Genomic DNA, 24,278 nt, shown 5'->3' with positions numbered 1-24,278 from the left:
GCCATGACCCCCAAGGCACTTGAGGGCATCCGCGTCCTGGACATGACGCACGTCCAGTCCGGGCCCTCCGCGACGCAACTGCTGGCCTGGCTCGGCGCGGACGTCGTCAAACTGGAGGCGCCCACCGGCGACATCACGCGCAAGCAGCTGCGCGACCTGCCGGACGTCGACTCCCTCTACTTCACGATGCTGAACTGCAACAAGCGGAGCATCACCCTGAACACCAAGACCGAGCGCGGCAAGGAGATCCTCACCGAGCTGATCCGGCGCTCGGACGTCATGGTCGAGAACTTCGGGCCGGGCGCCATCGACCGGATGGGCTTCACCTGGGACCGCGTCCGGGAGATCAACCCGCGAATCGTCTACGCCTCCATCAAGGGCTTCGGGGACGGCCCGTACACCGGGTTCAAGGCGTACGAGGTCGTCGCGCAGGCCATGGGCGGGTCGATGTCGACCACCGGCTTCGAGGACGGGCCGCCGCTGGCGACGGGCGCCCAGATCGGGGACTCGGGCACGGGTGTGCACGCGGTGGCCGGCATCCTCGCCGCCCTGCTGCAGCGGGAGCGCACCGGGCGCGGGCAGCGGGTGAACGTGGCCATGCAGCACGCGGTGCTCAACCTCTGCCGGGTGAAGCTGCGCGACCAACAAAGGCTGGCCCACGGTCCGCTCGCCGAATACCCCAACGAGGACTTCGGCGACGAGGTCCCCCGCTCCGGGAACGCCTCCGGCGGCGGGCAGCCCGGCTGGGCGGTCAAGTGCGCGCCGGGCGGGCCCAACGACTACGTGTACGTCATCGTGCAGCCCGTCGGCTGGAAGCCGCTGAGCGAGCTGATCGGCCGGCCGGAGCTGGCCGAGGACCCCGAGTGGGCGACGCCGGAGGCGCGGCTGCCCCAGCTGAACAAGATGTTCCAGCTGATCGAGGAGTGGTCCTCGACCCTGCCCAAGTGGGAGGTGCTGGAGCGGCTGAACGCCCACAACATCCCCTGCGGGCCGATCCTTTCGACCAAGGAGATCATCGAGGACCGCTCGCTGGCCGACAACGGGATGGTGGTCACCGTCCCGCACCCCGAGCGCGGCGAGTTCGTCACCGTCGGCAGCCCGCTGAAGCTCTCCGACTCCCCCGTGGACGTGCGCAGTTCCCCGCTGCTGGGCGAGCACAACGAAGAGGTGTACGTCGGCGAACTCGGCCTCGGTGACGAGGAGCTGCGCCTGCTCAAGTCGAACGGAGTGATCTGACGTGATGGCAGAGGACCGGGCGCCGCGGGTGCGTGCGCTGCTGGACTCGGTGCGCGCCGAGGGGCGCACCGCGCTCACCGCGCCCGAGGGCAAGGTGATCGCCGACGCGTACGGGATCTCCGTACCCGGTGAGGAACTGGCGACGGACGTCGACGAGGCCGTGGCGTGCGCGGCGCGGTTCGGCGGGCCGGTGGTGATGAAGATCGTGTCGCCGGACATCCTGCACAAGACCGACGCCGGCGGTGTGGTCGTCGGAGTGGAGGGCGCCGCGGAGGTACGGGCGGCGTTCTGCCGCATCGTCGGGAACGCGCGCGCGTACGCCCCGGACGCCCGGATCGACGGCGTGCAGGTGCAGGAGTTGCTGCCGGAGGGGCAGGAGGTCATCGTCGGCGCGGTCACCGACCCGACGTTCGGGAAGGTCGTGGCGTTCGGGCTCGGCGGGGTGCTCGTCGAGGTGCTCAAGGACGTCACCTTCCGGCTGGCGCCGGTGGAGGCCGACGAGGCGCTGTCGATGCTGGACTCCATCCGGTCGGCGGAGGTCCTGCGCGGCGTGCGGGGCCGGGCGGGCGTGGACCGGTGGGCGGTGGCCGAGCAGATCCGCCGGGTCTCCGCACTCGTCACCGACTTCCCGGAGATCGCCGAGGTGGACCTCAACCCGGTGATCGCCACGGCGGACGGCGCGGTCGCCGCCGACATCCGCGTGATCCTCTCCACCGGCACGCCGAAGGAGCGGCGGCGCTACTCGCGCGAGGAGATCCTCGCCTCGATGCGCCGGCTGATGCAGCCGCGTTCGGTGGCGGTGATCGGCGCGTCCAACGAGTCCGGCAAGATCGGCAACTCGGTGATGCGCAACCTCGTCGACGGCGGTTTCGCCGGGGAGATCCACCCGGTGAACCCGCGGGCCGATGACATCTTGGGCCGCAAGGCGTACAAGAGTGTCACCGACGTTCCCGGTGAGGTGGATGTGGCGGTCTTCGCGATCCCCGCCAGGTTCGTGGCCTCGGCACTCGAAGAGGTGGGACGCAAGAGGATCCCGAACGCCGTGCTGATCCCCTCCGGGTTCGCGGAGACCGGCGAGCACGGGCTCCAGGAGGAGATCGTGGCGATCGCCGAGCGGCACGGCGTGCGGCTGCTCGGGCCCAACATCTACGGCTACTACTCGACCTGGCAGGACCTGTGCGCCACGTTCTGCACGCCGTACGACGTCAAGGGACCGGTCGCGCTGACCAGTCAGTCGGGCGGCATCGGGATGGCCATCCTGGGCTTCGCGCGCACCACGAAGACGGGTGTGTCGGCGATCGTCGGGCTCGGCAACAAGTCGGACCTGGACGAGGACGACCTGCTGACCTGGTTCGGGGAGGACCCGCACACCGAGTGCATCGCGATGCACCTGGAGGACCTCAAGGACGGGCGCGCCTTCGTCGAGGCGGCACGGGCGACCGTGCCCAAAAAGCCGGTCGTGGTGCTGAAGGCCGGGCGTACGGCGGCGGGCGCGAAGGCCGCGGGCTCGCACACCGGGGCGCTGGCGGGCGACGACGCCGTGTACGACGACATCCTGCGGCAGGCGGGCGTCATCCGGGCACCCGGTCTGCACGACATGCTGGAGTACGCGCGCGCGTTGCCCGTGCTGCCCGCTCCGCGGGGCGACAACGTCGTGATCATCACCGGGGCCGGCGGCAGCGGGGTGCTGCTGTCGGACGCGGTGACCGACAACGGGCTGTCGCTGATGGAGATCCCGCCCGATCTGGACGCGGCGTTCCGGGAGTTCATCCCGCCGTTCGGGGCCGCGGGCAACCCCGTGGACATCACCGGCGGGGAGCCGCCGTCGACGTACGAGGCGACGATCCGGCTGGGCCTGGAGGACCCGCGCATCCACGCGCTGGTGCTCGGCTACTGGCACACCATCGTCACTCCTCCCATGGTGTTCGCCGAGCTCACCGCACGGGTGGTGGCGGAGTTCCGGGAACGCGGGATCTCCAAGCCCGTGGTGGCCTCGCTCGCCGGGGACGTGGAGGTCGAGGAGGCGTGCCAGTACCTCTTCGAGCGCGGTGTCGTGGCGTACCCGTACACCACCGAGAGGCCGGTGGCCGTGCTCGGCGCGAAGTACCGCTGGGCGCGCGCGGCCGGGGTGCTGGGGGGCGGTTCATGAGGTGAGCGAACCGGGGGGCCGGCCGGCGGTGCGCGTCGGCCGGCCCCGGGTCCCGAGCGCACACGAAAGGCATTGGACAGGGGGCGCTGGCCAGAACTTTCGACGCAAGGGGTGCAAACGACATGACAACCACCGATGTCACACGGGTCGCCATCCACCGGGAGGTGACCGACAGGAACGGACGCGTCTACCGCGTGGGCGAGTCCGACATCGACATCATGGGGCGCAAACGCAAGTGGATGGTGATCCTGCCCTGGATCGGCATGATGGGCATCTCCTCCGCCGAGTACGCGTTCGCGTCCGCCGAGAGCACGCTGCACGAGGCCCACAACTGGTCCAGCGGCAGCATCTACTGGATGATGACCGCCTGGATCTTCTGCCAGGCCGCGGTCGCCTTCCCGGCGGGGCGGCTGCGGGAGAACGGCAGACTCCCCGCGCGCTGGGCGATGATGCTGGGCTCGGTCGGCACACTGCTCGGCTATCTGTCCCTGGCGTACGCGCCGAACGTCGCGGTCGCCTTCATCGGCTTCGGCGTGTTCAGCGGCATGGGCGCCGGCATGGTGTACGCGACCTGCGTCAACATGGTCGGCAAGTGGTACCCGGAGCGCCGGGGAGGCAAGACGGGCTTCGTCAACGGCGGTTTCGCCTACGGCTCGGTGCCGTTCGTCTTCATCTTCCACGGCTACATGGACGGCTCCAACTTCCGCTGGGTGCTGGTCTCGGCGGGTGTGTTCCTCGCCGCCACGGTGGCTCTCGCCGGCTTCTACTTCCGGGACCCGCCGAAGAACTGGTGGCCGGCCTCCGTCGACCCGCTGAACCCGCCGGACGACCCCCGGGCACGGCGTTCGCTGGAGAAGAACCCCCCGGCCACCAAGCAGTACTCCCCGATGGAGGCCTGGCGGACCGGCCGGGTGGCGCTGATGTGGTTCTGTCTCGCCTGTACCTCGGGCGTCAACATCTTCGGCATCGCCTTCCAGGTGGACATCGGTGAGGAGGCGGGTTTCGCGGCGGGCGTCGTGGCCACCGCGATGTCGCTGAAGGCGATCGTCAACGGCACCGGACGCGGGGTCATCGGCTGGCTCTCCGACCTCTACGGCCGCAAGCAGTGCCTGCTCCACGTGTGCGCGATCCTGGGCCTCGCCCAGTTCGGCATCATCTGGTCGGCCGAGATCGGGAACCTGCCGCTGTTCCTGTTCTTCTCCGCCGTCTCCGGCTTCGGCGGCGGGGCCATCTTCCCGATGTTCGCGGCGCTGACGGCGGACTACTTCGGCGAGAACAACAACGCCACCAACTACGGGATGGTGTACAGCTCCAAGCTCGTCTCCGGGCTGGGCGCGGGCATGGGGGCCGTGGTCGTCGGCGCCTGGGGCTACAACGGCGCCTTCACCCTGGCGGGCTGCATCTCGATCTTCGCCGGGATCGTGGCGCTGTTCCTGCGGCCACCGGGACGTGACCGGGACAGGCGCGTCACGCCCAACCCCCGCCCGCTCGGCGAGGGATGATCCGGCGAAGCCCTCCCCCGCCGCACGGACCGGGCGGCCCCTCCCGCGGCATGGGAGGGGCCGCCCGGTCCGTGTTCCGGGTCAGCCGCGCCGCTTGCGCAGGGCCGCCATGTTGTCGTAGCTGATCTTGGCCTCGCGCAGCGACTGCGCGGGGTCGGTGGCGCTCGGCGAGTTGTCGTCCTCGACCATCGGGTTGCGGTAGTTGCGCTGGCCGACCCTCGAGAAGAACGTCGTGTAGTCGATGACGCCGGTGCCGAAGGGCACCATGTCGTAGCCCATGCCGTTGGTCGTGCTGACCACGCCGTCCTTGGCGTGGAACAGCGGGTAGCGCTTGTTGTTGCGGGCGACCAGGCCCGCCGGGTCGAAGACGCTCTTCCGGCTGGCGCCGTCGTGGGCGGTGTACGTGTGGAACTTGTACTGGGCGACGTGCGCCCAGAAGATGTCCATCTCCAGCCAGACGAGCTTCGGGTCGGTGACCTTCAGGAAGTACTCCAGCTTCCGGATCCCGGAGCTGCGGGTGGGCCGGCCCTGGTCGTCCAGCGGGCCTCCGTCGAGGAGGAAGCCGTAGGCGCTGTCGTGGTTGTGGGTGTACAGCTTGATGCCCTCGCGGCGGGCGATGGCGCCCAGGGCGTTCCACTTGTCGGCGGCCACGTCCCAGTCGGCGCGGTAGGAGCTGCCGGTGGGGTCGCCGCCGGTGCCCATGTGGTCCATACCGAGGATGTTGGCGATCTCGAGATGCTTCTTGAAGGTGTCCAGGTCCGCCGTGGTGAGCGGCCAGGAGGGCGGGATGAAGCCGTGGTTGCCCTGAGCGCGCAGGCCGTGCTCGTCGAGCCAGGAGCGCAGCAGCCTGGCTCCCTGCACGGTCTCCAGGTTGTCGCCGCCCGGCGCGTTGGCGTGCTGGCGGTAGCCGGCGAACTCCACCTGGCGGTAGCCGTGGCGGGCCAGCTGCTTGAACACCTCGCGGAAGCCGGAGGGCAGGTCGCTGGCGAGCGGGTCGCGGGCGGTGGCGTCACGGACGGTGTAGAGGATGATGCCGCGCTTGTGCGGCGGGACGAGCACCTGTCCGCCGCGGTCGTGGCCGTGGTCTCTGCCGCGGTCCTGGGCCAGGGCGGGGGCGGCGGCGAAGACGGGGGCCGCGACGGCCCCGGCGGCGACGGCGGTGCAGGTGCTGAGGAAGCGGCGCCGGTCCACGCCGAGGGTGCGGCGCAGTCCCTCGTCGGGGCCGCCGCCGGTGGTGTCCTCGGTGCGGGAGAGGTCGGGGTTCAGGGTCACGGGTGGCCTGCCTTCTCGGTCGTGGCCGGTTCCGGTCCCGCCGGGACCGGCCGTTGTCAGTGCCGTGTGTTTCACTCTCGGTAGTCGGATTCGTGGGGCCGCGCCGAGTGGTGCGTCAGCCGAGTCCGGCCAGCCGGAGCAGGAGTTGTTTCACGTCGGTGGCCGCGACGCGGTCTCCGACGGCGCGGGGGGTGGAGCAGATGAGGAGCGGACCGTCGTCGTCGCTCGCGGGGAGGCGGCCGTGGCTGCCCCTGATAGGTGAGGCGTCCAGGGGCACGACGGCCATGCGGTAGCGCATGCCGAGCTTCTTGCGCGCCAGTGCGGTGGCCGCCTTGACCTTGACGTAAGGGTCGAGGGGGTCCATGAAGAGTTCGACCGGGTCGTAGCCGGGTTTGCGGTGGATCTCGACGAGCTGCGCGAAGTCGGGAGCGCGGTCGTCGTCGAGCCAGTAGTAGTAGGTGAACCAGGCGTCGGGTTCCGCGACGGCGACGAGTTCGCCGGCGCGGGGATGGTCGAGGTGGTGGCTCTTCTTGCCCTCGTCGTCGAGGAGCACGTCGATGCCGGGCAGTCCGTCGAGGGCGGCGCGGGTGGCGTCGAGGTCCTCGGGGCGGCGCACGTAGACGTGGGCGAGCTGGTGGTCGGCGACCGCGAAGGCGCGGGAGGCCATCGGGTCGAGGTATTCCATGCCGTCCTGGGTGTGCACCTCGAGGAGGCCCGCGCGGCGCAGGGCGCGGTTGATGTCCACGGGCCGGTTCACGCGGGTGATGCCGTACTCGGACAGGGCGACGACGGTACGGCCCTCGGCGCGGGCGTCGTCGAGGAGCGGGGCCAGGGCGGCGTCGAGGTCGGCGGCCGCCCGGAGGGAGCGCGGGTCGTCGGGGCCGTAGCGCTGCAGGTCGTAGTCGAGGTGCGGGAGGTAGCAGAGCGTCAGGTCCGGGTGCCGGGTGCGCATGATGTGGCGGGTGGCGTCGATGATCCACTGGCTGGAGACCAGGTCGGCGCCGGGGCCCCAGAAGTGGAAGAGGGGGAAGGTGCCGAGTTCCTGGGTGAGTTCGTCGTGCAGTGCCGGCGGCCGGGTGTAGCAGTCGGGTTCCTTGCGGCCGTCAGCGTAGTAGACCGGCCGGGGGGTGACGGTGATGTCGGTGTCGGCGCCCATGGCGTACCACCAGCAGATGTTGGCGACGGTGTAGCCGGGGTGGGCGCGGCGGGCGGCGTCCCAGATCTTGTCGCCGGCGACGAGACCGTTGTGCTGCCGCCACAGCAGTACGTCGCCGAGTTCGCGGAAGTACCAGCCGTTGCCCACGATGCCGTGCTCCGAGGGCATGGTGCCGGTGAGGAAGGTGGACTGGGCGGCGCAGGTGACGGCGGGCAGCACGGTGCCGAGCGGGGCGCGGGAGCCGGACTGGCCGAGCCTCTTGAGGTGCGGCATGTGGTCGAGGAGACGGGGGGTGAGGCCCACGACGTCCAGGACGAGAAGGGGGGTGGGGTCGCTCATGGGAGTTCCTTCAGGCCGAGGTCCGTCAGCAGGTCGCGGGCCAGGGTGAGTTCGGCGGCGATGCCGTCGGCGAGCTGGGTGCGGCCGCGGGGGCGCAGCTCGGGCGGGAGCGCCTGCCAGGTGTAGGTCTCGACCTCGAGGTGGCGGGTGAGCGGGTGCGGGCCGCCGACGAGCCGGGTCAGGACGGACTTCAGGACGGGCAGGGTGGAGGTGAGGGGCGCGGCGGGGGCCGCGTGCAGCGGGACGTGGAAGTGGGCGCGCCAGGGGCCGGCGTCGGGCAGGGCGTCGCCGGACAGCGCCTCGTCGAGGTCGTCGGTGCCGCGCAGTCCCGCGGCGGTGGACGTGCGGGTCTGGTGCAGGAAGCGGGGTTCGGCGAACGCGGCCAGGGCCTCGCGGACCTCGGGGAGGTGGGGTTGTTCGGCGTGCAGGGCGGCGGAGAGCTGGGACTTGACCACGGGCACCCCGGCCCGGGTGAGGTCGTCCAGGGCGGTGTGCGGGTCCTCGAAGGACGTGGCGAGGTGGCAGGTGTCGACGCAGATGCCGACGCGGTCGTGGGCGATCGCGGTGAGCGGGGCGATGGCGTCCCGGGTGGTCTCGACGACGCAGCCGGGTTCCGGTTCCAGGGCGACGCGGATGGAGCGTCCGGTCAGTTCCTGGAGGGCGTCAAGGCGTTCGGCGAGGGTGCGCAGGGCGGTGCGTGCGGTCTCCGCGCGCCGCTCGTCGCAGGCGGTGCGCCAGGCGAGGGGCAGGGTGGAGATGCTGCCGTCGGTGACGTCGTCGGGGAGCAGCCCGGCGAGGACGCGGGCCAGGGAGGTGGTGTGTTCCAGGCGCTCGGGGTCGGCCCAGTCCGGTGTGTAGACGCGGTACTTGACCTCCTCCGCGCCGAAGCCCTCGTAGGGGAAGCCGTTGAGGGTGACGACCTCGAGGCCGCGCCGGTCGAGTTCGCAGCGCAGTCCGCGCAGCGCGGACGGGTCGGTGACCAGGGCGTGGGCGGCGTCCTTGGCGAGCCACAGGCCGATGCCGAGCCTGTCCCGGCCGAGGCGGCGGCGGACCGGCTCGCAGTGGTCGCGGAGCTGGGCGAGGACGCCGTCGAGGGTCTCGGCGGGGTGGACGTTGGTGCAGTAGGCGAGGTGGACGGTGGAGCCGTCGGGGTGGCGGAAGCGCATCGCTCACGCCCCGCCGCGCAGGATGGAGTTGCCCTCGTGGGTGGCGCCGGACGGGGTGACGTCGAGTTCCAGCCGCCCGCTGAGCCCGTAGAAGGCGACGGGGTTGCGCCACAGCACCCGGTCCACGTCGTCCTCCGTGAAGCCCTCGGCGAGCATCAGGTCGCCGACCTTGCGGGTCTTGAGCGGATCGCTTCTGCCCCAGTCGGCCGCGGAGTTCACGAGGACCCGCTCCGGGCCGTACTCACGCAGCAGGGCGACCATCCTGGTCTCGTCCATCTTGGTGTCGGGATAGACGGAGAAGCCGAGCCAGGCGCCGCTGTCCTTGGCCTCCTCGACGGTGGTCTCGTTGAGGTGGTCGACCAGGACCCGGTCGGCGGGCAGGGCGGACTCGCGGACGACGTCGAGGGTGCGGCGCAGGCCGGCGAGCTTGTCGCGGTGCGGGGTGTGCACCATCGCGGGCAGGCCGTGATCGGCGGCGAGCTGCAGCTGGGCGGCGAGCGCGGTGTCCTCGGCGGGGGTCATGGAGTCGTAGCCGATCTCGCCGACGGCCACCACGTTGTCCTTGACGAGATACCGGGGCAGCGCGTCGAGGACGGGGGTGCAGCGGGGGTCGTTGGCCTCCTTGGGGTTGAGGGCGAGCGTGCAGTGGTGGGCGATGCCGTACTGGGCGGCGCGGAAGGGTTCCCAGCCGAGGAGGGAGTCGAAGTAGTCCAGGAAGGAGGCCGGGGAGGTGCGGGGCTGGCCGAGCCAGAAGGCGGGTTCGACGACGGCGCGGACGCCCGCGGCGTACATGGCCTCGTAGTCGTCGGTGGTGCGCGACGTCATGTGGATGTGGGGGTCGAAGATGCGCATCAGGACTCCTTGCCGTGGGGGTCGTCCGGGCCGCGCGGCGGGGCGGCGGGGGCGGACGGGGCGGACTCGGTGAGGGCCAGGACGCGGTGCAGGTCCGCCGGGACGGGGCGGCCGGCGGCGGTGCGCTCCGCGGCGTAGTCGCCGAGCATCCGGGCGAGTTCGCCGTCGCCCCGGGCGCGCCGGGCCAGGTCCGACACCTGGTCGAGGGCGACCCCGGTGAACAGGCACTTCAGCACCGCGTGCCGCCAGGCGTGGGCGTCCAGGTGCCGGGCGGCGTAGGGGCCGAGGGCGGCGGCGACGAGCCGGGTGTCGTTGGTGCGCAGGGCGTCCTCGACGAGCGGGAGGGCGTCGGGGCGGCCGGGCACGAGGTGCGGCAGGGCGTGCAGGACGGCGCGGCGTTCGTCGGCGGTGCCCTGGAAGTAGACGCGGGTCAGGGCGTCGGCGTCGGCGTGCGCCGCGTGCAGGATGAGGACGCGGGCGGCGTCGGCGTGGGCCGGGCCGCAGCGCCGGCCGGCCTCGGCCAGGCGCAGTTCCCACACGGAGATGGGGCCGTGGGTGCCGGGGTGGGCGGCGGCCTCGTCGAGGGCCTGGTCGAGCCAGGCGCGGGCGGCTCCGCCCAGCCGCGCGGAGAGGAGGCGGCGCAGTTCGCCGGGCGGGATCAGCGCGGGGGTGGTGCCGTCACCGGGGGTCGCCCGGTCGCCGGTGGTGTCTGCCTCCGGGGTGGCGCGGGGGCGGGTCATGGGGTTCTGCTCCCTTCGGGGGTTGCGGAGGGATCGCCGTGCGGTGCGGCGGAGGCGGCGGCGCGGTGGAGGAACGGCAGGGAGCGGGCGGCGAAGTGGGGGCCCGCGTGGGAGTGGCGGGGCAGTTCGACGACCGTCAGGCCCTGGTAGCCGGTGGCGCCTAGGGCCGCGAGGACGGGCGGGAAGTCGATCTCGCCGTCTCCGAAGGGGAGGTGTTCGTGGACGCCTCGGCGCATGTCCTCGATCTGGACGTGGCGCAGCCAGGGGGCGGCGTCGCGTACGCAGTCGGCGGGAGGGAGGGGTTCGAGGCACTGGCAGTGGCCGATGTCCAGGGTGAGGCCGAGGGGCTCGGGGTCGCCGAGCGTGCGGCGCAGGTGGTGGAAGTCGGCGAGGGTGGCGAGCAGGTGGCCGGGTTCGGGTTCGACCGCGAGGGGGATGCCGGCGGCGGTGGCGGCGTCGAGGACCGGGGTGAGCGTCTCGGCGAGGCGTTTCCAGGCGGTGTCCTCGTCGGTGCCGTCGGGGACGACGCCGCTGAAGCAGTGCACGGCGTGCGCGCCGAGGTCGGCGGCGACACGGATCGCCTGTACGAGGAGGCCGGCACGGCGGGCGCGGTCGTCCGGGTCGGCGTCCAGCAGGGACGGGCCGTGCTTGCGGCGGGGGTCGAGCACATAGCGGGCGCCGGTCTCCACGGTGACGCCGAGCCCGAGCGCGTCCAGCCGGTGCGCGACCCGGCGGGTGCGGGCGGCGAGGTCCGGGGCGAGCGGGTCGAGGTGCATGTGGTCGAGGGTGAGCCCGACTCCGTCGTAGCCGAGGTCGGCGAGGAGGGCGAGGGCGTCGTCGAGCCGGAGGTCGGCGAGACCGTTGGTGCCGTAGCCGAAGCGGAGGGAGGCGCCGGCGCTCCGGCTCTGCTCGCGGTCCGGGTCGGCGCCCGGGTTCCGGCGCGCCGGGCGGACCCGGCCGCCGGTCAGGTCCCGGCTCGTGTCCTGGGCCGGGGTCCGTCCGTCCACGCTCGTCTCCGGGCGCGCGGGATCGGCGGTGCCGTCGCCGCTCGCGCCCTGGTCCGGGGTCCGCGTCATGTGATGCTCACCTTCCTCATGCCGGCCCGCCTCGCGAACATCCGTCCGGCCGGGGCGAGGGCCGCGACCAGGAGGGCCGTGGCGGCCGCGCCGGAACGGGCGGCGAGCGCGGCCTGGAGCGGGATCGTGGCGCGGATGCCGCCGCCGACCGCGCGCTGGGTGAGCGGGGGTGACGGGTTGAGCGTGGCGTGGAGGTAGGGGCGGGCTGCCGTGGCGGCGTAGGCGGCGCCCAGGGCGGTGGCGAGGGCGCCGGAGGTTACGGGCGGCCGCCCGGCGGGGGCGGGGCCCGGCAGGCCGGGGGCGGCTGCTGCCCGCCGGCCTGCCGGGAGTCGGGTGCGGCGGCGGGTCACCAGACCGGTCAGCGCCCCCGTCGTCGCGAGGGCCGCCAGCGGGGCCAGGGCCGAGCCGCCGGTGGTCTCCCGGCGGGAGACGGCCGTGACCGCGAGGGTGTGCGTGCCCAGCAGCGCGGCGGACGGGAGCGCCGCGCGGGTGCCTCCGCCGGTGGCCGCCGCGCCCAGGAGCAGGTCGAGTCCGCGGGCGGCGGCCATGGCCACGGGACCGGCGGGCGTGTGCTTCAGGGCGAGGTCGTAGGCCCAGACGGTGGCCGCCAGGGGCGCGGCCACCGCGAGGGCGGGACGTCCCGCGCCGGCCGCGAGCGCCAGGCCGGCGCCGGTGAGGGCACCGGCGGCGGCGAGGGCGGCGGCCGGGCGGATGCGGCCGGACGGCAGCGGGCGGTGCGGGCGCTCCACGGCGTCCTCGGCGCGGTCGGCCCAGTCGTTCAGGGCCATACCGGCCTCGTACAGGCAGAGGGAGGAGCCGATGGCGAGGAGGGTCCGGGGGCCTGGACGCGCCCCGGCCGCCGCCGCACCCGCCAGTGCGTCGCCGGGAACGGTGAACAGCGCGGGCACCCGCAGCAACTCGGCCCAGGCGACCGCGCGGGGCCGGACGGTACGGGAGGCGGCGCCGCCACGGGACGGTGCGCCCCCTCCGGGGAGCGGCCCGTCCGCCGGTGCGGGCCCACCCCGCACGGGTGCCCCCCGCCCGGACACGCCCTGAGCCGCCCCACCCGCCGCCCACCCACCGCGCACGGGCACGCCCTGCGCGGGCACGTCCTGTACGGGTCCAGCCTGCTCCGGGTCGCCGGGTGCGGGCCTGTCCCGCGAGCCCTCGGCCGAGGTGCGCGCGGCCCGCATGTGCGCCGACGGTCCAGGCCTACCCTGCACGGACATGTCCTGCGCGAGCTCCCCCTGCTTCGGATCGCCCGGCGCGGGCCTGTCCCGCGAGCCCTCGGCCGATGCGCGCACGGCCCGCATGTGCGCGGACGGCCCGGGCGTACCGCGCACGGCCGGGTTCCGCGCGGGCCCGCCCGGCGCGGGCCCGTCCTGCGCGCCCGGGGTCGCGGGGCTCATCGGTGTGCCTCGTGTGTCTCGGCGTCGTCCCGCAGGCGGCCGGCGAAGCGTTTCAGCTCCGTGTACTGCTCGGCCAGTGACGACGGACCGTCCCCGACCGGGTCCTTGAAGTAGAAGCCCAGTTCGCCCAGCGGACCGGTCAGGCCCTTCTCCCGGGCGCGGACGGCCAGCCGGGCCAGGTCGAGGACGAGCGGGGCGGCGAGCGCCGAGTCGCAGCCCTGCCAGATGGTCTGCAGGATCATCCGGGAGCCGAGGAAGCCGTCGAAGGCGATGTGGTCCCAGGCGGTCTTCCAGTCGCCCAGCGCGGGCACGTCGTCGATGTGGACCTCGCCCTCGGGCGCGGCCCCGAGGGTGTCGGCGAGGACGCGTTCCTTGCCGGCGTTCTTCGCCGCCGCGGCGGCCGGGTCGGCCAGGGCCGCGCCGTCGCCGCCGCCCAGCAGGTTGGTGCCGGACCAGGCGCGCACGGCGAGGGCGCGCTGCAGGAACATCGGGCCGAGCACGGAACGCAGCAGGGTCTGCCCGGTCTTGCCGTCACGGCCCGCGTACGGCAGGCCCGAGGACTCGGCGAGCGCGGCCAGCGCGGGGTGGTGCAGGCCGGTGGAGGGGGTGAAGTTGACGTAGGGGCAGCCGGCGCGCAGGGCGGCCGCCGCGTAGAGGGAGCTGGGCGGCAGCGAGCCGTCGGCGGGGGCGGGTTCGGTGGAGGCGACGTTCACCACCACGGCGCCCGCGAGGCCCTGGCGGGCGACGAAGTCGCGGATGTCGGCGGCGAACACGTCGATCCAGTCGTCGTCGCCGCGGACCGGGCCGCCGTCCGTGTCACCGTCCGTGTCACCGGGCAGGGGGCCGCCGGGCCTGATCTCCCGGTCGGCGGCGACGAGTTCGGCGTGCACGGCGGAGGGGAGGCCGTGCGGCAGGACGCCGCCGGCGGCGAGGTGTTCGGCGCGTTTGGGGAGCGGGCAGTCGACGGTGTCGTGGCCGCCGAAGACGAGCGACGACAACGACGGCAGACCGCACGAGGTGAAGGGATCGGTCTCGGTGACCATGCCGGTCGGCGGGTGGAGTCCGGCGGCGACGGCGGCGCAGCCGGCGATCGCGGTCGTGGCGACGGATCCGCGCGCACCGATGAACCAGACGCCGTGGCGGGGGGCCGGGGAGGGGGTGGGGAGGGACGGTTCGGCGGACATGGGCAGCCTCCTTGTCGTACGCGAACCTGGTGCGAGCGCCGGGAGGGGGGACGAGCGGGGTGCCGGGCCCGGGGGCCCGGCGGGGCGGCGGGCGGAGGTCCGGCGTCCTCCGCCCGCCGCCGTTCGGGTGGCCCTTAGGAGGGCAGTTCCTTCAGCTGGATGTTCCGGAAGGAGACCTGGTCGCCGGCGCCGTGGTTCTGCAGGCCGATGTAGCCGTCGGTCAGGCTCCGCTCGGGGTCCTTGTTGGTGAAGTCGTTGATCTTGACTCCGTTGAGGAACACCTGGAGGCGTTCGCCCTTGACCTTGATCTCGTAGGAGTTCCACTGGCCGGGCGGACGCAGCACCTGGTCACGGGCCTTGATGTTGGCTGACTTGAACGAGTAGACGGAGCCCGTGGTGCGGTCGGCCGCGTCCGTGGCGTCGATCTGGATCTCGTAGCCCTTGTTCACCGCGGACCAGGGGTCGTCGGAGGCCGGGAAGCCGACGAAGACTCCGGAGTTGTCGTCGCCCCGCATCTTCCAGTCGAGCTTGAGGGAGTACGACTTCAGCTCCTTGGCCTGGTACCAGAGCAGGCCCATGCCGCCCTCGGACTCCAGGGTGCCGTCCTTGACGTTGAACTTGCCGGGGCCGGCCTGCTTCCAGCCGTCCAGGGTCTTGCCGTTGAAGATGTCCCGGTAGCCCTTGGCCGGCTTGCAGTCCGCCTTCACCTGGCCGGTGGCGTACTGCAGGCCGCCGAGCAGATGGGTGCGGAAGGCCTCGTCGGCGTACGACTCCTTGGTGTGGCCTCCGCCGGTGTAGAAGGAGCGGCCGCCGCCGTAGCTCTGGCACCAGGCGATCGGGTGGTCGCCCTTCATGGAGCCGCCCTGGTACGTGGTCTCGTCGAGGGTGGCGAGGACCTTGGCCTGCTCACGCGGGTTGGTGCGGTAGTTGTACCACTCGTCGGTGCGCTCCCAGGCGTCGTCCAGGTGCGCGGTGGAGGGGTGGTCGTGGTCGTGGACGCGCACGGTGGCCTTCTGGATGGCCGGGTGCGAGTCGAAGTAGGCGCCGACGAGGCCGCCGTAGAACTCCCAGTCGTACTCGGTGTCGGCGGCGGCGTGGATTCCCATGTAGCCGCCGCCGTTCTTGACGTAGTTCTCGAACGCCTTCTGCTGGTCGGCGTTGAGGACGTCACCGGTGGTGGAGAGAAAGGCCACCGCGTCGTACTTGGCGAGGTTGGCCGTGGTGAACTGTCCGGCCTCCTCGGACGCGGTGACCGAGATGCCGGCCGGGGCGCCGAGTTCCTTCAGCGCGGCGACGCCCTGCGGGATGGAGTCGTGGCGGAAGCCGGCCGTCTTGGAGAAGACCAGGACCTTCTTGCCGGCCTTGAACGGCTCCTTGGAGAACTCGAAGTCGTCCACGTCGTACAGCGCGCCGTCGCCGCCCCGGAAGACCAGGTAGATCTCCGTGCTGCCCTTCGGCAGCGACCGCAGCGGCACGTCGACGTCCTGGAACGTCTCCCAGCCGCCGGTCGGCGGGATGTACGCCGAGCCGTGCAGCTTGCCCTCGGGCGAGCCGGTGCGCAGCTCGATGAAGCCGCCGGCGCCGCCGGAGGAGGCGCGGACGGTCATCTTCTTCTGCCCGTCGAACCTGTAGGGGCTGAAGGAGATCCAGTCGCCGTCGTTGATGTCGCCGACGGTCTTGCCGCCGTTGGCGCCGGTCTTGTCGATCACTGACACGCCCTGCTGGGCGGAGAAGTGCTCGGCCTGGCGGTGCAGCGGCTGGAGCACGGTGCGGGCGGTGCCGGTCAGTGCCTCCTGGCCGTTCGCCCCGCCGTCGGTGTAACTGGCGCCGACGACACCGTAGATGTTGGCGTTGGGGTCGTGACCGCCGTCGCCGGCGGGCGGCTTGAGGGTGCCCTCGCAGCCCGTCTCACTGGTCAGTTCGTGGGCGTGGGAGTCGTGGCCGAGGCTGTAGGCGACCTTGACCCTGGAGCAGTCGATCTTCTCCTCGGGGTCGGTGACGGTCACCTTGAACGGGACGGGCTCGCCGAAGGCGGCGAGGCTGCCGTTGCCGGGGACGTCGATTTTCACCTTGGGCTCGGTGTTACCGACGACGATCCGGACGCTGGCGTTGCCGGTGTTGCCCTCGGGGTCCTTCGCGGTGAAGGTCGCGGTGTAGGTGCCGACCTTCTTGTACGTGTGGGTGGGGGTGAGTCCCTCGCCCTTGGTGCCGTCGCCGAAGTCCCAGCCGTAGGTGAGGTCCGGGGAGTCGGCGTCCTTGGCGGTGGCGATGAACTTGACCTTCAGTCCGGCGGCGCCGGAGGTCTTGTCCGCGCCGACCTCGGCGATCGGGGAGAAGCCGTCCTCGGCGTTCTCGATCCGGTACAGCGCGGAGTTCTCGTCGCCCTGGAACCAGGAGACACCGTAGTCGAGGACGTAGAGCGCGCCGTCGGGGCCGAAGTCCATGTCCATGATCTGGGTGCCGGTCCACGGGAAGTCGTTGATCTTCGCGACCGTGCCGTCGCCGTTCTGCTCGATGCGCTTGATCCAGCGGCGGCCGAACTCACCCGCGAAGAAGTCGCCGTCGTACGCCTCGGGGAACTTCACCGAGGAGTCGAGGTCGGGGTCGTAGCGGTAGACCGGGCCGGCCATCGGGGACTCGGAGCCGGAGCCGAACTCGGGCACGGAGCCGCCGTCGTAGGGGATCCAGGCGGCCTGCGCGGGCGGCAGGTCGACGAGACCGGTGTTGTGCGGGGAGGTGTTCTTCGGGGCGGCGCAGTCGAACTTCTCGCCGGAGGCGCCGGTGGCGAAGTCGTAGTCGGTGTAGGCGTCGTTGTCGCCGGTGCAGAACGGCCAGCCGAAGTTGGCGGCCTCGGTCACCTTGGCGAACTCGACCTGTCCCGCCGGACCACGGTTCGGGTCGGCGGCTCCGGCGTCGGGGCCGTAGTCACCGACGTACACGGTGCCGGTCTCTTCGTCGACGCTCATCCGGAACGGGTTGCGGAAGCCCATCGCGTAGATCTCGGGGCGGGTCTTCTCGGTGCCCGGGGCGAAGAGGTTGCCCTCCGGGACGGTGTAGGAGCCGTCCTCGGCGACCTTGACGCGCAGGATCTTGCCGCGCAGGTCGTTGGTGTTGCCGGAGCTGCGGCGGGCGTCGAAGGCCGGGTTGCGGTTCGGCCGGTCGTCGATCGGCGTGTAGCCGTCGGAGGAGAAGGGGTTGGTGTCGTCGCCGGTGGACAGGTAGAGGTTGCCCTCGGCGTCGAAGTCGATGTCGCCGCCGACGTGGCAGCAGGTGCCGCGGGAGGCCGCGACGTCCAGGACCTTCTTCTCGCTGGCGGTGTCCAGCGTGCCGTTGGCGTTGAGGACGAACCGGGAGAGGCGGTTGACGCCGTCGAACTTCGCGAAGTCCTCGGCGGTGCCGGTCTCCGGGGCGTCGCCCGCGGGGGTGTCGAGCGGCGGGGCGTAGTAGAGGTAGATCGCCCGGTTGTTCTCGAAGTCCGGGTCGACGCCGACGCCCTGCAGGCCCTCCTCGTCGTGGCTGTAGACGTCGAGCCTGCCGGCGACCTTGGTGACGCCGCCCTGGTCGGTGAGGCGCAGTGTGCCGTCGCGCGAGGTGTGCAGGACGCTGCGGTCCGGGAGCACAGCGAGCGACATCGGCTCGCCCATCTCGGGCTCGCCCTTGGCGAGCGGTACCTGCTGGAACTGCCCTTCGGCGGCGGCCGGTTCGTCGTGCTCCGGATGGCCGGGGTGGGCGCCGGCGACGGTGGCCGGGGTGCCCACGGCCAGCAGCAGGCCGGTGAGCAGGGCGAGCGGGGTGCGAAGTCTGGGACGCCTCGTGGGGGTGGTGGACGTGAGTTTGCTTCTGTGCACGAAGTCCCTCCGGGAACGGGGTGGTGCCGTACGGATCGGGTGCGGAGACGTGCGGTGCGTGCGGGCGCCGGGGTGCGCCGTCACCCCGGAGGCGTGGGTGTCCTGAACACTTCAGGGACGGTAACCGCGTTCTTCCGGGGCGAACACCCCTTGGAGCGGGACCGGTTGAACTTTTTCCCAACTCAGGACAAAGCGGGATACGGGCAGGTGGGACCCGGGGACCGGCGGCTGCGCCGGTCCCCGTTCCCGGCCTGCCGCCGGGTGCTGCGGTTCAGCTGTTGAACGCGGCGTCGAAGGACGCGCTGGGCGGCTCGAAGTCGAACGCCTTGAGGCGGGTGAGGGCCTCGGGGGCGCCCTGGAGCCGGTCCATGCCGGCGTCCTCCCACTCGACGGAGACGGGGCCCCCGTAGTCGATGGAGCGCAGCATGCGGAAGACGTCCTCCCAGGGGACGTCGCCGTGGCCGGCGGAGACGAAGTCCCAGCCGCGCCGCGGGTCGCCCCACGGCAGGTGGGAGCCGAGGCGGCCGTTGCGGCCGTCGAGGCGCCTGCGGGCCTCCTTGCAGTCGACGTGGTAGATCCGGTCGCGGAAGTCCCACAGGAAGCCGACCGGGTCCAGGTCCTGCCAGACGAAGTGGGAGGGGTCGAAGTTGAGGCCGAAGGCCGGCCGGCGGCCGACCGCCTCCAGGGCGCGTACGGTCGTCCAGTAGTCGTAGGCGATCTCGCTGGGGTGCACCTCGTGGGCGAACCGCACGCCCTCGGCGTCGAAGACGTCGAGGATGGGGTTCCACCGCTCGGCGAAGTCCTCGTAGCCGCGCTCGATCATCGCCTCGGGGGCGGGCGGGAACATGGCGACCAGGTGCCAGATGGCGGAGCCGGTGAAGCCGATGACGGTGTCGACGCCGAGCAGGGCCGCGGCGCGCGCGGTGTCCTTGATCTCGGCGGCGGCCCGCTGCCGTACGCCCTCGGCCTCGCCGTCGCCCCAGATGCGGTCGGGCAGGATGGCCCGGTGGCGTTCGTCGATGATGGCGTCGCAGACCGCCTGACCGACCAGGTGGTTGGAGATCGCCCAGCACTTGAGGCCGTACTTCTCCAGGAGCTGGTGGCGGCCGGCCACGTAGGACGGGTCGGCCAGGGCTTTGTCCACCTCGAAGTGGTCGCCCCAGCATGCGAGTTCGAGGCCGTCGTAGCCGAAGTCGCGGGCGAGTCGGCAGACCTCCTCCAGCGGCAGGTCCGCCCACTGGCCGGTGAACAGGGTGAAGTTGCGCGGCATCCGTATCCGTCCCTCTCAGGCGGCGATCGGTGTGTAGACGGAGTTCTTCTCGGCGCTCTCCTCCACCGCGGCCAGGACGCGCTGCACCTGGAGTCCGTCGGCGAAGGAGGGTTCGGGGCCCCGTCCCTCGGCCACCGCGTGCACCAGGTCGCGGGCCTGGTGGACGAAGGTGTGCTCGTAGCCGAGGCCGTGGCCGGGCGGCCACCAGCCCTCGAGGTAGGGATGGTCGGGTTCGGTGACCAGGATCCGGCGGAAGCCGGCGTGGGTGCCGGGCTCGGTGCCGTCGTGGTACTCCAGCTCGTTGAGCCGCTCCAGGTCGAAGGCGAGCGAGCCGCGCTCGCCGTTGAGCTCGATGCGCAGGGCGTTCTTGCGTCCGGTGGCGTACCGGGTGGCCTCGAAGGAGGCGAGGGCGCCGGAGGTGAACCGCCCGGTGAACAGGGCGGCGTCGTCGACGGTGACCTGTCCGGTCCCGGCCGTCGAGACGGCGGCCAGGCCGCTGCTGGGCGCGGAGGGCAGCGGCCGCTCCCGTACGAACGTCTCGGTGATCGCGGAGACGCCCGCGAGCCGTTCCCCGGCCAGGTACTGCGCCAGGTCGACGATGTGCGCGCCGAGGTCGCCGAGCGAACCGGAGCCGGCCTGCTCGCGGCGCAGCCGCCAGGTCAGCGGGAACTCCGGGTCCACCAGCCAGTCCTGCAGGTACGCGACCCGCACGTGCCGCAGCCGCCCGATCCGGCCCTCCCCCACCATGCGCCGGGCCAGCGCGGTCGCGGGGACCCGGCGGTAGTTGAAGCCGACCATCGCCAGCCGGCCGTGCGCCGCCGCCGCTTCGGCGGCACGGGCCATCGCCTCGGCCTCCTCCACGGTGTTGGCGAGGGGCTTCTCGCACAGCACGTGCTTGCCCGCGGCGAGCGCGGCGAGCGCGATCTCGGCGTGGCTGTCGCCGGGGGTGCAGATGTCGACGAGGTCGACGTCGTCCCGTTCGACCAGGGCGCGCCAGTCGGTCTCGGTCTCCGCCCAGCCGTACCGGCCGGCCGCCGCGCGCACGGCGTCGGCGTCCCGGCCGCAGATCACGGCCAGTTCGGGGCTCAGCGGCAGGTCGAAGACGCGGCCCGCGGTGCGCCAGCCCTGGGAGTGGGCGGCGCCCATGAAGGCGTAGCCCACCATGCCGATGCGCAGCGGTGGCTTCCCCGTCGGAGCCCCTTCGGACGCTTGCGGCTGTGCCATTCGGATGTCCTCCTCGTCGTCGTGGCGGGCGGGGGTGGACCCCGCCCGGGGGGCTGGTCAGGCCCGTGGGGCGGGGCTCCTCACTTGAAGCCGGTGGACATGTACTGGTCCACGTTGTCCTTGTCGACGACGGCCGAGTAGCAGGTCACCGACGAGGGGATCTCGAACTCGGCGAGGCCGCCGACGCCCTTGCCCTGGCCGAGGGCGCGGGCGAGGTCGATCGCGGATGCCGCCATGGTCGGCGGGTACAGGACGGTGGCCTTCAGGACACCGTTGTCGGCCTTGATGGCCTGGAAGGCGGAGAGCGCGCCCGCTCCGCCCACCATCAGGAACTCGTCGCGCCCGGCCTGCTCGATGGCGCGCAGCGCGCCCACGCCCTGGTCGTCGTCGTGGTTCCACAGCGCGTCGATCTGCGACTGCGCCTGGAGCAGCTGGGCCGTCTTGGCCTGGCCGGACTCGACGGTGAACTCGGCGGCCTGGCGGGCCACCTTCTTGATGTTGGGGTAGTTCTTCAGCGCGTCGTCGAAGCCCTGGCTGCGCTGCTTGGTCAGCTCCAGGTTGTCCAGTCCGGCCAGTTCGACGACCTTGGCGTTCGGCTTGTCCTTGAGCTTCTCGCCGATGTAGTGGCCGGCGTTGAGGCCCATGCCGTAGTTGTCGCCGCCGACCCAGCAGCGGTACGCCTGCGGGGTGTTGAAGATCCGGTCGAGGTTGACCACGGGGATGCCGGCCCGCATCGCCTTCAGGCCGACCTGGGTGAGCGCCTTGCCGTCGGCGGGGAGGATGACCAGGACGTCGACCTTCTTGTTGATGAGGGTCTCGATCTGGCCGATCTGCTGGGCGGTGTCGTTGGAGCCCTCGGTGATCTCCAGGGTGACGTCGGAGTACTTCTCCGCCCGCTTCTTGGCGTTGTCGTTGATGGCGTTGAGCCAGCCGTGGTCGGCCTGCGGTCCGGCGAAGCCGATGGTGACCGGCTTGCCGGGCTTGTCGTCGGCGGCGGGCTGGTCGTTGGCGGCCGGCTTGTCGTCGCTCGACTCGTTGCTGGTGCAACCGGTGACGAGGGCGCCGGCGGACACGGCGGCCGCTCCGAAGAGCAGACCTCTGCGGCTGGTGAACTCTGGCATGGCGGTGAACCCCTTCTTCAGGTCGTGCTCGCGGTACGGCGCTGGACCAGCACGGCGGCGACGATGATCGCGCCCTTGGCGATCTGCTGGACGTCGCTCTGCAGGTTGTTCAGGGCGAAGATGTTGGTGATCGTGGTGAAGATCAGGACGCCGAGGACGGAGCCGACGATGGTGCCGCGGCCTCCGGTGAGGAGCGTGCCGCCGATGATCGCGGCGGCGATGGCGTCGAGTTCGTAGAGGTTGCCGTTGGTGTTCTGGCCGGAGCCGGCCAGGACGATCAGCAGGAAGGCGGCGATGCCGCAGCACAGCCCGGACAGCAGGTAGAGGTAGAGCCGCTGGCGGCGTACGTCGATGCCGGCGAGCCGGGCGGCCTCCGCGTTGCCGCCGACGGCGACGCTGCGGCGGCCGAAGGTGGTCCGGTTGAGGACCAGCCAGCCGATGACGGTGACCGCGGCGAACACCAGGACCAGCGGCGGGATGCCGAGCACGTAGGAGTCGCGCTCACCGAGGTCGAGGACGCCGTCGACGGTGACGATCTGCGTCCGCCCGTCGGTGATCTGCAGGGCGAGACCGCGGGCGGAGGCGAGCATGGCGAGGGTGGCGATGAACGGGACCATCCCGCCGTACGCGATGAGCACCCCGTTGACCAGCCCGCAGCCCAGTCCGACGAGGACGGCGGTGAGGAGGATGCCGCCGAAGCCGTACTCCTGGGTGGCGACGGTGGTGGCCCACACCGAGGCGAGGGCGACGATCGCGCCGACCGACAGGTCGATGCCGCCGGAGATGATGACGAAGGTCATGCCGACGGTGACGACCCCGATGACGGAGGCCTGGGTGAGGACGAGCTGCAGGTTGCGGGTGTCCAGGAACTGGTCCGGTTTGGTGATGCCGCCGATGAGGATCAGTGCGGCGAGCACGCCGAGCAGTGACAGCGTGCGGACGTCGGCGCGGAACAACACGGCGCGCCAGGCGGGCGTTTCGGCGGCCGACGGCACCTTGTCGGTGCTGTCCCGCGGCGGGGAGACGGGCTGCGTCATGACGCCGGGCTTCCTTCCATGACCAGGTCGAGTACACGGTGTTCGTCGAGTTCGCGGGCGGGCGCGGTGTGGACGACGCTCCCCTCGCGCAGCACCAGGACGCGGTCGGCGAGGCCGAGCACCTCGGGCACCTCGCTGGAGACCAGCAGCACCGCGAGGCCTTCGTCCGCCAGCCGGCGGACGACCGCGTACAGTTCGGCGCGGGCGCCGACGTCGACGCCGCGGGTGGGTTCGTCCAGGAGCAGCACCCGGCAGCCGCGCAGCAGCCAGCGCGCGAGCACGGCCTTCTGCTGGTTGCCGCCGGACAGGGTACGCACGGGCACGTCCGGGTTGTCGGGCCGCAGGGACAGTTCGCGGACCGCCGCGCGCGCCGCCCCCAGTTCGGCGCCGCGGTCGATCCAGCCGGCCCTGGCGAAGCGGGACATGGAGGAGACCGACACGTTGCGGGTGACGGACTCCAGCATGAGCAGGGCCTGCGCCTTGCGTTCCTCGGGGGCGAGGCCGAGTCCGGCGCGCACGGCGGCCCGTACGCTGCCCGGCTTCAGGGGACGCCCGTCGACGAGGACCCGGCCGGTGTCGGGCTTGCGGGCGCCGTAGACGGTCTCCAGGATCTCGGAGCGTCCCGAGCCGACCAGTCCGGCGAGTCCGACGATCTCCCCGGGGCGCACCTCAAGGTCGAGCGGGGCGAACTCCCCGGCGCGCGACAGCCCTTCGACGGTCAGCACCGGTTCGCCCGCGGGGGCGGTGGCGGGCCGCTGCGGGAAGACGTACTCGACGTTGCGTCCCGTCATCAGCGCGACCACCTCATGGGTGGGCGTCGACTTCGCGGGCAGTCCGCCGGCCACGGCCCGTCCGTCCTTCAGCACGGTCACCCGGTCGCCGATGCGCCGGATCTCCTCCAGGCGGTGCGAGATGTAGACGACGGCTACCCCGTCGGCGGTGAGGTCGCCGACGATGCGGAAGAGGTTGTCGACCTCGTCCGGGTCGAGGGCGGCGGACGGCTCGTCCATCACGATGAGCCGTACGTCGTGGGAGAGCGCCCGGGCCATGGACACGATCTGCTGGTGCGCCGCGGAGAGTTCACCGACCAGCCGGGCGGGGTCGATCTCGGGGTGTCCGAGCCGTTCGAGCAGCCGGGCCGTCGACGCCTTGGCCGTGCCCTTGCGGACGACGAAGCCGGCGGCGGTCGGCTCGTGGCCCAGGTGGACGTTCTCGGCGACCGACAGGTGCTCCACCAGGTCGAGTTCCTGGTAGATGGTGGCGATGCCGAGGCGCATGGCGGCGATCGGCGAGCGCAGGGTGACGTCCTCGCCGCGCCAGCGGATGGTGCCGGTGTCGGGCTGGTGGGCGCCGGCCAGCACCTTGATCAGGGTGGACTTGCCTGCGCCGTTCTGGCCGAGCAGGCAGTGCACCTCGCCGGCCTGGACGTCCAGGTCGACGCCGTCCAGGGCCCGGACTCCGGGGAACGACTTGGTGATGCCGGACATGCTGAGCAGCGGTGGTTGTGGTGCCATGCGGATTCCCCTCGGCGGGCGTGCGGGGCCGGTGTCAGGGCGTTCCCCTCGCGGGGCAAGCGTTTTCAGGCAGGGCGGAGCAGGGCGGTGGCGATGCCTGGAGCGGGTGGGCTGTTCCGGTGACGGGGCACGGACGGTGGTGCGGACGCGCGGTGGAGCAGGTGCGGTGGAACGCGGTGGAGC

17 protein-coding genes are annotated in these 24,278 nt (G+C 72.2%); 3 read left to right on the top strand and 14 right to left on the bottom strand.

Going from position 1 to position 24,278, the window contains the following annotated elements:
* The first annotated feature begins 3 nt into the window (after nucleotides 1-3).
* The 3 genes from frc (at nucleotide 4) to CNQ36_RS27735 (ending at nucleotide 4,887) form a co-directional block, all read left to right on the top strand.
* Nucleotides 4-1,236 (top strand): formyl-CoA transferase, encoded by a 1,233-nt coding sequence (gene frc, locus CNQ36_RS27745; RefSeq protein ID WP_121548621.1) that lies wholly within the window; start codon nucleotides 4-6, stop codon nucleotides 1,234-1,236.
* 4 nt (nucleotides 1,237-1,240) lie between these two features.
* Nucleotides 1,241-3,385: an acetate--CoA ligase family protein gene (locus CNQ36_RS27740; RefSeq protein WP_121548620.1), complete on the top strand. Its 2,145-nt coding sequence runs from the start codon at nucleotides 1,241-1,243 to the stop codon at nucleotides 3,383-3,385.
* A 122-nt stretch (nucleotides 3,386-3,507) separates the two neighbouring features.
* Complete coding sequence (locus CNQ36_RS27735; RefSeq protein WP_163013381.1) at nucleotides 3,508-4,887, top strand: OFA family MFS transporter; 1,380 nt, start codon at nucleotides 3,508-3,510, stop codon at nucleotides 4,885-4,887.
* 81 nt (nucleotides 4,888-4,968) lie between these two features.
* On the opposite strand, the gene CNQ36_RS27730 is transcribed toward CNQ36_RS27735, so the two are convergent.
* The 14 genes from CNQ36_RS27730 to CNQ36_RS27665 form a co-directional block, all read right to left on the bottom strand.
* Nucleotides 4,969-6,159, bottom strand: a complete 1,191-nt coding sequence (locus CNQ36_RS27730; RefSeq protein WP_121547997.1) for a sugar phosphate isomerase/epimerase family protein — start codon at nucleotides 6,157-6,159, stop codon at nucleotides 4,969-4,971.
* Nucleotides 6,160-6,274: 115 nt separating this feature from the next.
* Complete coding sequence (locus tag CNQ36_RS27725; protein ID WP_121547996.1) at nucleotides 6,275-7,654, bottom strand: alkaline phosphatase family protein; 1,380 nt, start codon at nucleotides 7,652-7,654, stop codon at nucleotides 6,275-6,277.
* Nucleotides 7,651-8,820 carry a metabolite traffic protein EboE gene (gene eboE, locus CNQ36_RS27720; RefSeq protein WP_121547995.1) on the bottom strand — a complete coding sequence of 390 codons (1,170 nt, stop codon included), beginning with the start codon at nucleotides 8,818-8,820 and terminating at the stop codon, nucleotides 7,651-7,653. The genes CNQ36_RS27725 and eboE overlap by 4 nt, the downstream gene beginning before the upstream one ends.
* A gap of 3 nt (nucleotides 8,821-8,823) precedes the next feature.
* Nucleotides 8,824-9,672 carry a TatD family hydrolase gene (locus tag CNQ36_RS27715; protein WP_121547994.1) on the bottom strand — a complete coding sequence of 283 codons (849 nt, stop codon included), beginning with the start codon at nucleotides 9,670-9,672 and terminating at the stop codon, nucleotides 8,824-8,826.
* A complete protein-coding gene (locus tag CNQ36_RS27710) occupies nucleotides 9,672-10,412 on the bottom strand; it encodes an EboA domain-containing protein (RefSeq protein ID WP_121547993.1) in 741 nt (246 codons plus the stop codon). The genes CNQ36_RS27715 and CNQ36_RS27710 overlap by 1 nt, the downstream gene beginning before the upstream one ends.
* Entirely contained in the window at nucleotides 10,409-11,488 is a 1,080-nt protein-coding gene (locus CNQ36_RS27705; protein ID WP_121547992.1) for a sugar phosphate isomerase/epimerase family protein, read from the bottom strand. The genes CNQ36_RS27710 and CNQ36_RS27705 overlap by 4 nt, the downstream gene beginning before the upstream one ends.
* Entirely contained in the window at nucleotides 11,485-12,681 is a 1,197-nt protein-coding gene (locus tag CNQ36_RS27700) for an SCO3242 family prenyltransferase (RefSeq protein ID WP_398489964.1), read from the bottom strand. Before CNQ36_RS27700 ends, CNQ36_RS27705 begins: the two co-directional genes overlap by 4 nt.
* Before the next feature lie 212 nt (nucleotides 12,682-12,893).
* Nucleotides 12,894-14,081: an inositol-3-phosphate synthase gene (locus CNQ36_RS27695; protein WP_121547990.1), complete on the bottom strand. Its 1,188-nt coding sequence runs from the start codon at nucleotides 14,079-14,081 to the stop codon at nucleotides 12,894-12,896.
* A 134-nt stretch (nucleotides 14,082-14,215) separates the two neighbouring features.
* A complete protein-coding gene (locus CNQ36_RS27690) occupies nucleotides 14,216-17,929 on the bottom strand; it encodes a ThuA domain-containing protein (protein WP_121547989.1) in 3,714 nt (1,237 codons plus the stop codon).
* 271 nt (nucleotides 17,930-18,200) lie between these two features.
* The gene (locus CNQ36_RS27685) at nucleotides 18,201-19,199 is read right to left on the bottom strand and encodes a sugar phosphate isomerase/epimerase family protein (RefSeq protein ID WP_004922743.1); all 999 of its coding nucleotides are present in this window, start codon (nucleotides 19,197-19,199) and stop codon (nucleotides 18,201-18,203) included.
* A gap of 15 nt (nucleotides 19,200-19,214) precedes the next feature.
* On the bottom strand, nucleotides 19,215-20,423 hold the full coding sequence (locus CNQ36_RS27680) for a Gfo/Idh/MocA family protein (protein WP_163013380.1): 1,209 nt from the start codon (nucleotides 20,421-20,423) through the stop codon (nucleotides 19,215-19,217).
* Between the two features lie 80 nt (nucleotides 20,424-20,503).
* A complete protein-coding gene (locus tag CNQ36_RS27675) occupies nucleotides 20,504-21,544 on the bottom strand; it encodes a substrate-binding domain-containing protein (RefSeq protein ID WP_121547987.1) in 1,041 nt (346 codons plus the stop codon).
* A gap of 17 nt (nucleotides 21,545-21,561) precedes the next feature.
* Entirely contained in the window at nucleotides 21,562-22,581 is a 1,020-nt protein-coding gene (locus CNQ36_RS27670) for an ABC transporter permease (RefSeq protein WP_004922749.1), read from the bottom strand.
* Nucleotides 22,578-24,095, bottom strand: a complete 1,518-nt coding sequence (locus tag CNQ36_RS27665) for a sugar ABC transporter ATP-binding protein (RefSeq protein ID WP_121547986.1) — start codon at nucleotides 24,093-24,095, stop codon at nucleotides 22,578-22,580. Before CNQ36_RS27665 ends, CNQ36_RS27670 begins: the two co-directional genes overlap by 4 nt.
* Nucleotides 24,096-24,278 lie beyond the last annotated feature (183 nt).

This window comes from Streptomyces fungicidicus, assembly GCF_003665435.1.
Lineage (GTDB): Bacteria > Actinomycetota > Actinomycetes > Streptomycetales > Streptomycetaceae > Streptomyces > Streptomyces fungicidicus.
The sequence above is the reverse complement of the archived record's forward strand: the minus strand, read 5'-3'. Positions and strand labels throughout refer to the sequence as shown.

Coding starts and splice junctions, on each gene's coding strand:
- frc (WP_121548621.1), top strand. CDS start 4: ATGACCCCCAAGGCACTTGAGGGCATCCGCGTCCTGGACATGACGCAC.
- CNQ36_RS27740 (WP_121548620.1), top strand. CDS start 1,241: ATGGCAGAGGACCGGGCGCCGCGGGTGCGTGCGCTGCTGGACTCGGTG.
- CNQ36_RS27735 (WP_163013381.1), top strand. CDS start 3,508: ATGACAACCACCGATGTCACACGGGTCGCCATCCACCGGGAGGTGACC.
- CNQ36_RS27725 (WP_121547996.1), bottom strand. CDS start 7,654: ATGAGCGACCCCACCCCCCTTCTCGTCCTGGACGTCGTGGGCCTCACC.
- eboE (WP_121547995.1), bottom strand. CDS start 8,820: ATGCGCTTCCGCCACCCCGACGGCTCCACCGTCCACCTCGCCTACTGC.
- CNQ36_RS27715 (WP_121547994.1), bottom strand. CDS start 9,672: ATGCGCATCTTCGACCCCCACATCCACATGACGTCGCGCACCACCGAC.
- CNQ36_RS27710 (WP_121547993.1), bottom strand. CDS start 10,412: ATGACCCGCCCCCGCGCCACCCCGGAGGCAGACACCACCGGCGACCGG.
- CNQ36_RS27705 (WP_121547992.1), bottom strand. CDS start 11,488: ATGACGCGGACCCCGGACCAGGGCGCGAGCGGCGACGGCACCGCCGAT.
- CNQ36_RS27700 (WP_398489964.1), bottom strand. CDS start 12,681: ATGCGGGCCGCGCGCACCTCGGCCGAGGGCTCGCGGGACAGGCCCGCA.
- CNQ36_RS27695 (WP_121547990.1), bottom strand. CDS start 14,081: ATGTCCGCCGAACCGTCCCTCCCCACCCCCTCCCCGGCCCCCCGCCAC.
- CNQ36_RS27685 (WP_004922743.1), bottom strand. CDS start 19,199: ATGCCGCGCAACTTCACCCTGTTCACCGGCCAGTGGGCGGACCTGCCG.
- CNQ36_RS27680 (WP_163013380.1), bottom strand. CDS start 20,423: ATGGCACAGCCGCAAGCGTCCGAAGGGGCTCCGACGGGGAAGCCACCG.
- CNQ36_RS27675 (WP_121547987.1), bottom strand. CDS start 21,544: ATGCCAGAGTTCACCAGCCGCAGAGGTCTGCTCTTCGGAGCGGCCGCC.
- CNQ36_RS27670 (WP_004922749.1), bottom strand. CDS start 22,581: ATGACGCAGCCCGTCTCCCCGCCGCGGGACAGCACCGACAAGGTGCCG.
- CNQ36_RS27665 (WP_121547986.1), bottom strand. CDS start 24,095: ATGGCACCACAACCACCGCTGCTCAGCATGTCCGGCATCACCAAGTCG.